Annotated in this window: 10 protein-coding genes; 5 read left to right on the top strand and 5 right to left on the bottom strand. The window is 70.2% G+C overall.

Annotated elements, in window-relative coordinates; all coding sequences use genetic code 11:
* Positions 1-32: 32 nt before the first annotated feature.
* Together ACWGIH_RS42955 and ACWGIH_RS42950 are read right to left on the bottom strand one after the other, a co-directional pair.
* Positions 33-1,100, bottom strand: a complete 1,068-nt coding sequence (locus tag ACWGIH_RS42955; protein ID WP_453452582.1) for a YncE family protein — start codon at positions 1,098-1,100, stop codon at positions 33-35.
* Between the two features lie 194 nt (positions 1,101-1,294).
* A complete protein-coding gene (locus ACWGIH_RS42950) occupies positions 1,295-2,242 on the bottom strand; it encodes an aminoglycoside phosphotransferase family protein (protein WP_453452584.1) in 948 nt (315 codons plus the stop codon).
* A gap of 73 nt (positions 2,243-2,315) precedes the next feature.
* Between ACWGIH_RS42950 and ACWGIH_RS42945 the strand changes: the two genes are divergently transcribed.
* Positions 2,316-3,419 carry a hypothetical protein gene (locus ACWGIH_RS42945; RefSeq protein ID WP_453452586.1) on the top strand — a complete coding sequence of 368 codons (1,104 nt, stop codon included), beginning with the start codon at positions 2,316-2,318 and terminating at the stop codon, positions 3,417-3,419.
* A gap of 9 nt (positions 3,420-3,428) precedes the next feature.
* Here the strand turns inward: ACWGIH_RS42945 and ACWGIH_RS42940 are convergent, their stop codons facing one another.
* Genes ACWGIH_RS42940 through ACWGIH_RS42930 form a run of 3 tightly spaced genes read right to left on the bottom strand, consistent with a single transcriptional unit; the run spans position 3,429 to position 6,413 of the window.
* On the bottom strand, positions 3,429-4,373 hold the full coding sequence (locus tag ACWGIH_RS42940) for an aldo/keto reductase (protein WP_453452588.1): 945 nt from the start codon (positions 4,371-4,373) through the stop codon (positions 3,429-3,431).
* 45 nt (positions 4,374-4,418) lie between these two features.
* Positions 4,419-5,357, bottom strand: coding sequence for an adenosine kinase (locus ACWGIH_RS42935; RefSeq protein WP_453452590.1), 939 nt, complete (start codon positions 5,355-5,357; stop codon positions 4,419-4,421).
* A gap of 15 nt (positions 5,358-5,372) precedes the next feature.
* Positions 5,373-6,413: a LacI family DNA-binding transcriptional regulator gene (locus ACWGIH_RS42930; protein ID WP_453452592.1), complete on the bottom strand. Its 1,041-nt coding sequence runs from the start codon at positions 6,411-6,413 to the stop codon at positions 5,373-5,375.
* Between the two features lie 335 nt (positions 6,414-6,748).
* On the opposite strand from ACWGIH_RS42930, the gene ACWGIH_RS42925 reads away from it, so the two are divergent.
* From ACWGIH_RS42925 to ACWGIH_RS42910, 4 genes are all read left to right on the top strand, one after another.
* Complete coding sequence (locus ACWGIH_RS42925) at positions 6,749-8,020, top strand: extracellular solute-binding protein (RefSeq protein ID WP_453452594.1); 1,272 nt, start codon at positions 6,749-6,751, stop codon at positions 8,018-8,020.
* Positions 8,021-9,049, top strand: coding sequence for a carbohydrate ABC transporter permease (locus tag ACWGIH_RS42920; protein WP_453452596.1), 1,029 nt, complete (start codon positions 8,021-8,023; stop codon positions 9,047-9,049).
* 5 nt (positions 9,050-9,054) lie between these two features.
* A complete protein-coding gene (locus tag ACWGIH_RS42915; protein ID WP_453452602.1) occupies positions 9,055-9,957 on the top strand; it encodes a sugar ABC transporter permease in 903 nt (300 codons plus the stop codon).
* A gap of 65 nt (positions 9,958-10,022) precedes the next feature.
* Positions 10,023-11,672 (top strand): glycoside hydrolase family 13 protein, encoded by a 1,650-nt coding sequence (locus ACWGIH_RS42910; RefSeq protein WP_453452598.1) that lies wholly within the window; start codon positions 10,023-10,025, stop codon positions 11,670-11,672.
* The last annotated feature ends 157 nt before the right edge of the window (positions 11,673-11,829 follow it).

The following is an 11,829-nucleotide window of genomic DNA, read 5'->3' as shown; positions in this document are numbered from 1 at the left end:
GGGCGTCGAGCGGTTTACGGGTGTGCGCGGGCTCAGCGGCCGATGCGGATGCGGTGCGCCTGGTCCTGGCCCTCGGGGCCGGTGCCGGACTTGTCGACCACGAACGCCGTACCGCCCGTCACCTGCACGTGGTTGGGGTTGGCGCCGGTGGCCAGGGTCTCGATGACGGCGCCCTCGGCGGGGTCGACGACGGTGACGTTGCCGGGGGTCCGGTTGGCGACCAGGACCTTGCCCGAACGCCGGTCGGTGGCGACGGACAGGGCGCCCGCGCCGGTCGGCACGGACTTCGTCACGGTGCCCTTTTTGAGGTCGACGACCGAGAGGCCGCCGGCGGCCTGGTCGGCGGTGTAGGCGGTGCGGCCGTTCTTGGAGAGCGCGATGGAGATCGGTCCGTCGCCGGTCGGGATGAGGCGCGGGCTCTTGCCCTTCGGGGTGATCTCGATGATCCGGTCGCCGTTGAGGTCGGCGGCGTAGAGGGCGCCGGTCCGCGCGTTCACGGCGAGGCCCGCCGGGCCCGCCCCCTCGACCGTGACGCGCTTCTTCTCCTTGAGGGTGCGGGTGTCGAAGGCGACGACGGTGCCGTCCCCGAAGCCGCTCGCCCATGCCGTGTTGTGCTTGGCGTCCACGACGACCTCGCGGGCGTGGTTCACGCCGGGCAGCGAGACGAGGTGCTTGCCGGTGCGCTGGTCGTAGACGGCGACGGAGTTGTCGCGGGTGTTCGTCGTCCAGACGGTGTTGTGCTCGTCGTCGACGGCGACTCCGTAGACGGCCTCGACGGCGCCGGTCGTGGCGTTGGTGACGGGAGGCGTGAAGCTGTCCTTGATTTGCAGCGTGCGCGGGTCGACCTTCAGCAGGCTGGAGGTGGTGACGGGCGGCCGGCCCACCGCGGAGGTGGCCCACAGCACGTTGTTCCGCTCGGAGTACGCGGACTGGTAGAGCCCCTTCACGAGCGGCGCGGACTCGACGGTCGAGCCGGACGCTTTGCCGGAGGCCTGTCCGGGCTGCGCGGAGGCGGTACCGGTCAGGGCCAGCGCGCTGCCGGCGGCGAGGGCCACGGCGACTGCGGCGGTACGGCGGATGCGGCAGGTGAATGAGGACATGCTGCGTCAATCTCCTTGACTGAGGCGCCTCCGAGAGAGGCGATCACTCGACAACTTAGCTTAGGCTTACCTAAGTCGCACACCCCGAGTCGTGTGGCGCCCGCCACATCTGCCTCTCTCGACCCTACGTCTCCCACGGCAAGTCCGACGCCAAATCCGCGCGCCCACAGGCCAGTTGAAAGAAATCGACAAGGTCAGGTCAACAACTCCGCGGTGTCCAGAAACGGTCGACCGAACTCCTCCGCGCCCAGGTCGAGCACGTAGAGCCCGGTGGACACCCGCTCGAGGAAGCCCCACTCCCAGACCGCCCGCTCGTCCACGCCCGTACGCTCCGCGAGCAGCCCGCAGTACGAACGGATCAGACCGCGGGCCGAGGCCCTGTCGCGGCCCCGCAACTCCGCACACCAGTCACGGAGTACGACCCCCAGGTCATACGCGGGATCAGCGAGGAATCCGTCGGGATCCACGAAGACGAACCCGGCCTCGGCCCCGGCCCGGGGAACGTCGACCCGCAACGCATTGCCCGGATGCGGGTCGCCATGCACCACGACACAGCGGCCGGGATCGAACGCGGCGGCACGGCGGCCGGCGAACGTCAGCGCCTGCGCCACCACCCGCTCCGAGCAGGGCCGGCCGAGGCTCTCCCACAGTCGCCCGACCATCTCACCCAGGGCGCGGGCCTTCTCCTGGACCGGGTCGACGACCGGTCCCTCGGCGCGGGGCACCCGCCAGGCGCTCCGGAGCATGGCGCACAGCGTTTCCAGCTGCTGCCGGGGGGCGAGGCCGAGACGGTCCATCGACGGGCCGAGCGCTTCCTGAAGCATCGCGTGACGGCCGAGGTCGTGGGCAAGGAGCCGCACGTAACCGCGGCCCTCCGCGAGCCGCAGGGTCCGCACCTGGCTCGGGAAGTCCGGTGCGGGCAGGGCGACTTTGAGCACCGCGTCCCGGCCCTCGCGGGTCCTGGCCCGCGCCACGTAGGAGGCACTCCCGCCGGGCAGCGACGGCCCGACCTCGATCGACCAGCGCCGCTCCAGATCACCGAGAAGGCCGGGCAGCCCGGCCAGCCACCGCTCGCCGACGGCTCCAAGGCTGCGGGCCTTCTGGCGTACAAGGGGCTGGACTTCGACATCGGGCTCGGTCACGGCGTCGATTATGGCCACGGGGAACGAGCGATACGGCACCCGAAGTGATCAACTTCCCTCTACGCTGGCTGACATGGGCGGGATAGATGTGGCGAACGGCGTCGTCGGCGCCGTCCTGGGAATGCTGTTCGCGGTGCTGTTCCAGCAGCCGTTGCAGAACGGCTTGTACCGGCTGCGCACCCGATCCGCCCGCGCGATGCGCACCTTGAGGCAACGCGAGGAGTCAAGCCCCGCCTGGCGGACCTTCTCGGTGGGTCCGCTGCATACCTCGGCGCTGATCGTCGAAGGGGACGGCGAGTCGACCATCCCCGCCGAGGCCGTCTACATCCAGGTGCTCGACGAAGAGATCGAACTGCCTCCCGACATGGTCGCCTGGCGCGACGAGATCGAGGAGGAGAGCACGCGGTTACGGGCCGAGGGCCGGACACCGCTGTGGAACGGTCCTCGCTACGCCGTCGAGTCCTTCGACGTCTCACGGACCGCACTCGACGAGCACCCGGAAGTCCACCTGCGGCTGCGCCCGACGGACTACTACACCTTCCTCGCCGCCCAGCAACTGGACCGCCGCCTGGCCGACGGCGGCACACCCCGCTCCCGCCATCTCGACCCGGACGCCCCCCTGCGGGCCCCCGCGTTCCTGCAGTGCAGTTTCGCCGTCAACATCGCCGTGGTGACCGCCGACGACATGCTGGTCGTCAGCCGGCGCAGTGACCGGGTCCGGATGGCGCCAGGGGTGTGGAACTCCTCCGTCAACGAAGGGATGTCACGGCACATCGACTCGTCCGGCCGGAGCGCCCCGGACCTGCACGCGGTCGCCCGGCGCGGCATGCGCGAGGAGCTGGCCATCGAGCCGCACGAGTACTCCCTGGAGCTGCTCGCCTTCGTCCTGGACATCGAGAAGCGCCACTGGAGCGCCCACTTCTACGCGCGGCTGAAGGATCTGACCCGCGAAGGCCTGCAGGCGCGGATGAGCAGGGGAGTGGCCGACAGGTGGGAGCACCAGACCATCGACTACGTGCCGTTCCGCCCCGCGGCAGTGATCAAGTACGTACTGCGGCCCGACCGCGTTCACCGGTGGGCTCCACTCGCGCCGGCGCTCTTCCACCTCGCCCTCGTGCACGTCTACAGCCGGACGCCGGTCGAGCGGGTGGGTGCGCAGATCGTCCGGCGACTGTAGGAGGAGCGGCTAGGGCAGCGGGCCGCCGCGGGCGGTGGTCCACAGGGCGTACCACTCCTCGTGGGTGAGGTCGGGTTCGCGGTGCACGGCGTCGCGGCAGGCGAGGATGCGGTCCGGGCGGCTGGTGCCGATGACGGGGGCGATCTGTGCCGGGTGACGTTGGAGCCACCACAGGAGGATCGTCTCCGGGGTCGTCCGCTTGCGTGCGGCGAGATCGGCGACGAGCCGTGCGGTCGGGGTCTCGCCGCCGCCGGTGAAGCGGCCCCGGGCGAGGGCTCCCCACGCCTGCAGCTGGATGCCGTTGGCCGTGCAGTACTCGAGGGTCCCGTGCGGGAAACCGCTGTCGGCCGCGGCCGGGGTGTTGACCAGCACCCCGGCTTCCACCCAGTCGCGGCACTCCAGGCTCATCTCCAGTTGGTTGGCGACCAGCGGCACGTCCACATGCGCCCGCAGGTGGGCGATCTGCGCGGCGCTCATGTTCGACACGCCGAACCGGCGCACCAGGCCCTGCCCGTGCAGCGAGGCCAGCGCCTTCGCGATCTCCTCCGGCCCGGTCAGCGGGTCGGGGCGGTGCAGGAGCAGTACGTCGATCACGTCGGTACGCAGCCGGGTGAGGCTCTCCTCGACCCGCTGGACGATGGTCGGCCCGCGCAGGTCGTACAGACCGGGCCGGTCGCCGTCGGCCAGACGGATGCCGCACTTGGTCTGCAGGACGATGCGTTCACGCAAGCCTGACGCCCTGGCGAGCACCTCGCCGAACACCGCCTCCGACTTGCCGTGCCGGTAGATGTCGGCCTGGTCGAACACCGTGATGCCGGCCTCGAGCGCGGCGTCCACGGCGGCCTCGGCCGTGGCGATGTCCTCGGCGGCGTACGGCGTGGTGTCCCAGGTGCCGCCGAGCCCCATGCATCCGTACAGCACACGACCGGTGCGCACGTCGGTCCGCGATGCCATGTCTCTTCCTCCGTGTCGCTGCGTGGTGGACCCGGCCATCGTCGCTCAGGCCCGCGGTGGTCCTGCGGGTGGCCCGTCCGGTGACTCGGCGGCCAGGGACAGCAGTTGCTCCCTGCTGATGACGTCGGTGCGCGTGGCCGGGACGGTACAGGCGTACGCTCCGGCGATCGCGCCGTAGCGGGCGCACCGCAGGGGGGACTCGCCGGCCAGCCGGCCGAAGAGGTAGGCAGAGGCGAAGGCGTCACCGGCGCCGTTGGAGTCCACCACGGGCGCCGGGGGCGTGACGGGCGGCACGTGGGACAGCTCGCCGTCGACGAGGAGGTGGGCCCCCTCGGCCCCGGCCGTCGCGACGACCGCCTCGGCCCGGCCTCGCGAAGCGATCTGACGCATGGTCTTCTCCGGGTCGGTCAGGGCGGTGGCCGAGAGGAAGACGATGTCGGCCTCGTAGGCGAAGGCCTCGTGGTACGGCTCGGCTCCGTCCCAGTCGTGCAGGTCGGTCGAGATGCTCACACCGGCCGCGCGCAGCGTGGGCAGGGCGAAGGCGCAGGGATGGGTGAGGGAGACGTGGGCGTGTCTGCTCACCGCGGCGAGGGCCTCGACCGTCGCCGTGGGCAGCCGTTCCGTGCCCTGTGCCCGGCTCTTGTCGTACAGCGAGAGGCGCCGCCCGTCGGGGCCGACCAGGTTCACGGCGCGCTTGGTGCCGCCGCCCCCGCGCACCTCGGTGAAGGGGATCGCGCGCTCGCGGTGCAGCGCGCGGACCAGATCGCCCTCGTGATCGTCGCCGATGAGGTCGATGTGATGGGTGCGCAGCCCCAGGGCCCGCACGCCCATCGCGACGAAGTCACCGGTCTGCCCGGCGCGCATGTCGATCGCGGGCACCATGTAACTGTCGGCGTGGGGGAGCGGCAGCTCGGGCACGTACACGATCGAGTCCACACCGGCGCCGCCGAGCACCAGGACGTCGATCTCGGTCTCAGAGGGCACGGGTGCTCCTGCTCGTCAGTGCTCGTCCGATGGCTGGTCGGACCGGCCGGACGCCGTCGAGCCGCGGACCACGAGCTCCGGCATGAAGAGGAACTCGCTGTGCGGGGCGGGAGTTCCGCCGACCTCCTCCAGAAGGGTACGCACGGATGCCTGTCCCATCGCCTGGACCGGCTGGCGGATGGTGGTCAGCGGGGGATCGGTGAACGCGATGAGCGGCGAGTCGTCGTAGCCGACCACCGAGATGTCGCGCGGCACCTGCAAGTCCCGCTCCCGCGCGGCCCGGACGGCGCCGAGCGCCATCATGTCGCTGGCGCACACGATCGCGGTGCAGCCACGGCCGATCAGCGTGCCCGCCGCGGCCTGGCCGCCCTCCAGCGTGTAGAGGGAGTGCTCGATCAGCTGCTCGGAGTCCGCGGGGGACATCCCGAGGCGTTCGCGCATGCCGATCTGGAAGCCCTCGATCTTGCGCAGGACAGGCACGAAACGCTTGGGGCCCACGGCGAGCCCGATACGGGTGTGCCCCAGTGAGGCGAGGTGCGTGACGGCGAGCCGGGCAGCGGCGCGGTCGTCCGTGGAGACGAAGGGACCCTGCACCTTGGGGGAGAAGCCGTTGACGAGGACGAAGGGCACGCCCTTGCCGCGCAGCACCTCGTAGCGCTCCATGTCGGCGGTGGTGTCGGCGTGCAGACCGGAGACGAAGATGATCCCGGAGACGCCGCGGTCCACCAGCATGTCGGTGAGCTCGTCCTCGGTGGAGCCGCCGGGCGTCTGGGTGGCAAGGACCGGCGTGTAGCCCTGGCGGGTCAGGGCCTGGGCGATGACCTGGGCGAGGGCGGGGAAGATCGGGTTGTCCAGCTCGGGAGTGATCAGGCCGATCAGGCCGGCGCTGCTGCGCTGCCGCAGCCGCGAGGGGCGTTCGAAGCCGAGCATGTCCAGGGCGGCCAGGACGGATTCGCGGGTCGCCGCCGCCACACCGGGCTTGCCGTTCAGGACACGGCTGACGGTGGCTTCGCTCACCCCCGCCTGCGCTGCGATGTCGACGAGCCGTGCGGTCATGCGGGGACTGTACCGGTGATCCGCCGTAATGCACACCGGTTGTGAAAGCTTGCAGAAAGTTCCGGTCCTGCAAGGACCTTGCGGGACATCCGGGGTGCATTGGGGGCAACTGTTGCCACCTCAAGGGCCTGTCACGTGCGGCAAGCGCAACCGTAAGGACACACGGTGGTAACGATCAGCAGACCTTGCAGAAATTTCCCGCAAGGTCTTTCGGGCGCTTTTCAATCCTGTTACGTTCCCTGGCAACCCGGCGCCGCGTCGAGTGCGGCTCGTAGGAGGCAGCTCTGTTGGGGGTTTCGCCTCCCCTTGTTCCGGGATCAGTTGAAGGAGTTCACATGCGGCGTGGCATAGCGGCCACCGCACTGGTCGCGACCCTGGCCCTGACAGTGGCAGCGTGTGGTGGCGATGACGGTGACAGCGGCAACAAGGGTTCGGGCAAGCTGTCCGGAACCGTCACTTTCTGGGACACCTCGAACGACGCCGAGAAGGCGACCTACGAGAAGCTCGCCAAGGGCTTCGAGAAGCTCCACCCGGACGTCAAGGTCAACTATGTGAGCGTCGCGTTCGGCGAGGCCAACGCCAAGTTCAAGAACGCCGCGGGCGGCAACTCCGGCGCCCCCGACGTGATGCGCACCGAGGTCGCCTGGGTCGCGGACTTCGCCAACCTGGGCTACCTCGCTCCGCTGGAGGGCACCCCCGCCCTCGACAAGGCGGACGACTACCTCCCGCAGGCCGCGGCGAGCACCAAGTTCAAGGGCAAGACCTACGCCGCCCCGCAGACGATCGACACCCTGGCGCTCTTCTACAACAAGAAGATGCTCAAGGAGGCCGGCGTCGAGGCCCCCAAGACCTTCGACGAGGTGAAGACCGCCGCGAAGAAGATCAAGTCGAAGTCCGGCAAGACCGGCCTCTACCTGCGCGGCGACGACCCGTACTACTACCTCCCGTACCTCTACGGCGAGGGCGGCGACCTCCTCGACACCAAGAGCAAGAAGATCACCGTCGACGACCCCGAGGGCGCCGCCGCCTTCAAGGTCATGAAGGACCTGGTCGACTCCAAGGCCGCCACGACCGACGCGAGCGACGGCTACAACAACCAGCTCAACGCCTTCAAGGACGGCGATGTCGCGATGGCCCTCGACGGACCGTGGTCCATCGAGGGAGCCATGCAGGGCAAGGAGTTCAAGGGCGACAAGGGCAACCTCGGCATCGCCCCCGTCCCCGGCGGCAGCGACCGCCAGGCCGCCCCGCAGGGCGGCTGGAACCTCGCCGCCTACGCGGGATCCAAGAACCTCGACGCGAGCTACGAGTTCATCAAGTACATGAGCTCGGCCAAGGTGCAGCAGCAGACCACCGAGAAGCTGAGCCTGCTGCCCACCCGTACCTCCGTGTACGACGTGAAGTCCGTCAAGGACAACCAGATGGTGCAGTTCTTCAAGCCGGCCGTGGACAAGTCCGTGGAGCGCCCGTGGATCCCGCAGGCCAACGCCCTGTTCGAGCCGATCCGGCTGCAGATGGAGAAGGTGCTCAGCGGCAAGACCTCGCCCGAGGACGGGGCGAAGGGTGTCGGCGACGCCTACCGCAAGCTCCTGAAGGACTACAAGTAGATGGCTGTTGACAGCAGCCGGTCTCTGGCCGGGGCCGCGGACGCCAAGGGCGCCCGCGGCCGCGGCCGGCGGACCGGCGACACCGGTAACACCGGCAGGACGCCGGGGCGACTGCGCAGGTCGCTCTCCACCCACTGGTACGCCTGGGCCATGGTCGCCCCCGTGGTGGCCGTCATCGGCGTGATCATCGGATACCCGCTGGTGCGGGGCCTGTACCTGTCGACGACCGACGCCAACGAGGCGAACGTCGAGCGCACCATCGGCATGAACCACATCCCGGCGACCTACAAGTCCGTCGGCCTGGACAACTACACCGCCGTCCTCTCCGACGGCATCTTCTGGGACCGGCTGACCTGGACGATCATCTGGACCGTCTCCTGTGTCGCGATCTCCTTCACGCTCGGTCTGATCCTGGCGAACATGCTCAACCGCAAGCTGGCGGGGCGTTCCCTCTACCGGATGGCGCTGATCCTGCCCTGGGCGGTGCCGGCGTTCGTCTCCGTCTTCACCTGGCGGCTGCTCTTCAACGAGAAGAACGGCATCCTCAACAAGATCCTCGCCGGGGGCGGCATCGACGCGATCCCGTGGCTGAACGACCCCACGTGGGCCAAGCTCTCGGTGATCACGGTCAACGTCTGGCTCGGCGTCCCGTTCATGCTGGTCGCCATGCTCGGCGGGCTCCAGTCGATCCCCGGTGAGCTCTACGAGGCCGCGGAGATGGACGGCGCGAACGCCTGGCAGCGCTTCCGGCACATCACCCTGCCGGGCCTGCGGACCGTCAGCAGCACCGTGATCCTGATCAGCGGCATCTGGACGTTCAACATGTTCCCGGTGATCTTCCTGCTCACCCGGGGCGGTCCGGGAGACGCCACCGAGATCCTGGTGACGTACGCCTACCGGCTCTCGTTCGTCGTGAGTCCGCGCGACTTCGCGGGATCCGCGGCCTGGGGCGTCATCATTCTGCTGCTCCTTTCGCTCTTCGCGGTCGTCTACCGCCGCGCGCTCCGCAAGCAGGGAGAAGTGTGGTGACCACCATGACCGACCCGAAGTCCTCGTCGTCCGCGTCCGCCTCGGCCCCCTCGTCCGCGCGCCGGCCCAAGAAGGTCAGGGAGCGCGGCGAACGCGGGCCACTGGCCTCGGTCGCGCTCCACGTGGGCCTGCTCGTCGCCTCCGCCACCGCGGTGCTTCCGCCGCTGTGGCTGCTCATCACCTCGTTCAAGCCGACCAGCGAGGCGTTCTCCACCGACCTGGTCAAGGACTTCACGTTCCGCAACTACGACCACGTCGTCAACGACACCGAGTTCCTGAGCTGGCTCGCCAACTCCCTGCTCGTCGTGGGCCTCACCACGGTGATCGGCGTCTTCATCTCGGCGACCACCGGCTACGCCGTCAGCCGCTTCAAGTTCCCGGGCATGCGGCCGCTGATGTGGCTCCTGCTGATCACCCAGATGTTCCCGGTCGCGGTGCTCATCGTGCCGCTCTACAACCTCCTGGCGAGCCTGGGCCTGCTCAACCAGCCCGTCGGTCTCGTCGTCACCTATCTGACGATCGCCGTGCCCTTCTGCGCCTGGATGATGAAGGGGTACTTCGACACCATCCCGGTGGAGATCGACGAGGCCGGACGGGTGGACGGACTGAATCCGTTCGGCACGTTCTGGCGGCTCATCGTGCCGCTGGCCAAGCCCGGTCTCGCCGTCACCGGCTTCTACAGCTTCATCACCGGCTGGGCCGAGGTCGCCTACGCCTCCGCCTTCATGACCGGCGAGGAGAACCTCACCCTGGCGGGCGGCCTGCAGACCTTCGTCAACCAGTACACCAGCGACTGGGGCTCGCTGACGGCCTCGGCGGTGATCGTCGCCGTGCCCGCCGCGGTGATCTTCGGCTTCGTGCAGCGTCACCTCGTCTCCGGCCTCACGGCCGGCGCGACGAAGTCCTGACACGGCGCGCACCCCTCGGACACGCACACCCCCCTCGCACTCGACCTCTCGATCTCAGGGAAGACATGACCCAGCATCTCGCTGCCCCTGCAGCCCCCGCCTCCGGCACCCACACGGACTGGTGGCGTGGCGCGGTGATCTACCAGGTCTACCCGCGCAGCTTCGCCGACGGCAACGGTGACGGAATGGGTGACCTCGACGGCATCCGGGCCCGCCTGCCCTACCTCAGGGACCTCGGCGTCGACGCCGTCTGGCTCAGCCCCTTCTACTCCTCGCCGCAGGCCGACGCCGGCTACGACGTCGCCGACTACCGCGCGATCGACCCGATGTTCGGCAGCCTCCTGGACGCCGACGCCCTGCTGCGGGACGCCCACGGCCTGGGCCTGCGCGTCATCGTCGACCTGGTGCCCAACCACTCGTCCGACCGGCACGACTGGTTCAGGCGCGCCCTGCGCGAGGGCCCCGGCTCCCCGCTCCGCGAGCGCTACCACTTCCGGCCGGGCAAGGGCGAGAACGGTGAACTCCCGCCCAACGACTGGGAGTCCGTCTTCGGCGGCCCCGCCTGGACGCGGACACCGGACGGCGAGTGGTACCTCCACCTCTTCGCCCCCGAGCAGCCCGACTTCAACTGGGAACACCCCGCCGTCCACGACGAGTTCCGCTCGATCCTGCGCTTCTGGCTCGACATGGGCGTCGACGGCTTCCGCGTCGACGTGGCCCACGGCCTGGTCAAGGCCGAGGGCCTGCCCGACATCGGCACGCACGACCAGCTCAAGCTCCTGGGCAACGATGTCATGCCGTTCTTCGACCAGGACGGCGTGCACGAGATCTACCGCAGCTGGCGCAAGGTCCTCACCGAGTACGCGGGCGAGAAGATCCTCGTCGCCGAGGCGTGGACCCCCACCGTCGAGCGCGCGGCCGCCTACGTCCGCCCCGACGAGATGCACCAGGCCTTCAACTTCCAGTATCTGGGCACCCACTGGGACGCCGCGGAGCTGCGCGAGGTCATCGACGTGTCGCTGGCCGCGATGCGCCCGGTCGGCGCTCCGGCCACCTGGGTCCTCTCCAACCACGACGTCACCCGCCACGCCACGCGGTTCGCCAACCCGCCGGGGCTCGGCACCCAGCTGCGCACCGCGGGCGACCGCGAGCTCGGCCTGCGCCGTGCCCGCGCGGCCTCGCTCCTGATGCTGGCGCTGCCCGGCTCCGCGTACGTCTACCAGGGCGAGGAGCTGGGTCTTCCGGACGTCACCGAGCTGCCGGACGAGGTGCGTCAGGACCCCTCGTTCCTCCGCGCGAACGGTCAGGACGGGTTCCGCGACGGCTGCCGGGTGCCCATCCCGTGGACCGTCGAGGGCTCCAGTCACGGGTTCGGCGCGGGCGGCAGCTGGCTGCCGCAGCCCGCGGGATGGGGCGAGCTCAGCGTCGAGGCGCAGACCGGCGACCCCGCGTCGACCCTGGAGCTGTACCGCAGCGCGCTCGCCGTGCGCCGGGAGCTGCCGGGGCTCGGCGCCGGCGACTCGCTGGAGTGGCTCGATGCCCCCGAGGGTGTCCTCGCTTTCCGGCGTACGGGCTTCGTGTGCACGGCCAACACCACGGGCGAAGCGGTGCGGATCCCGGCTCCCGGCCGGATCCTGCTGGCCAACGCCGAGGTGGAGACGACGGACGGGAAGGTCGAGCTGCCCGCCGACACCACCGTCTGGTGGGCGGTGTGACCCTTCCCCTGTCGCGGGGCGCCCCCCCGGGGGCACCGGGCCGGGGGCCCCGGCGCGCCGGCCCCGCGGCCCCCGCCCGCGGGGGCGCGGGCCCCCCGCGCCCCGGGGGCCACCGCCGCGCCGGGGGGGGGGCCGGGGGCCGCCCCCCCCCCCCCCG

This window comes from Streptomyces sp. NPDC054872 (genome assembly GCF_053610705.1).
Note: the sequence above shows the minus strand (reverse complement) of the source record. Positions and strands in the feature narration are given on the sequence as shown.

Excerpts from the sequence above, each read along its gene's own strand:
- ACWGIH_RS42945 (WP_453452586.1), top strand. The coding sequence starts at position 2,316 with ATGGGCGGGATAGATGTGGCGAACGGCGTCGTCGGCGCCGTCCTGGGA.
- ACWGIH_RS42955 (WP_453452582.1), bottom strand. The coding sequence starts at position 1,100 with ATGTCCTCATTCACCTGCCGCATCCGCCGTACCGCCGCAGTCGCCGTG.
- ACWGIH_RS42925 (WP_453452594.1), top strand. The coding sequence starts at position 6,749 with ATGCGGCGTGGCATAGCGGCCACCGCACTGGTCGCGACCCTGGCCCTG.
- ACWGIH_RS42920 (WP_453452596.1), top strand. The coding sequence starts at position 8,021 with ATGGCTGTTGACAGCAGCCGGTCTCTGGCCGGGGCCGCGGACGCCAAG.
- ACWGIH_RS42910 (WP_453452598.1), top strand. The coding sequence starts at position 10,023 with ATGACCCAGCATCTCGCTGCCCCTGCAGCCCCCGCCTCCGGCACCCAC.
- ACWGIH_RS42915 (WP_453452602.1), top strand. The coding sequence starts at position 9,055 with ATGACCGACCCGAAGTCCTCGTCGTCCGCGTCCGCCTCGGCCCCCTCG.
- ACWGIH_RS42940 (WP_453452588.1), bottom strand. The coding sequence starts at position 4,373 with ATGGCATCGCGGACCGACGTGCGCACCGGTCGTGTGCTGTACGGATGC.
- ACWGIH_RS42930 (WP_453452592.1), bottom strand. The coding sequence starts at position 6,413 with ATGACCGCACGGCTCGTCGACATCGCAGCGCAGGCGGGGGTGAGCGAA.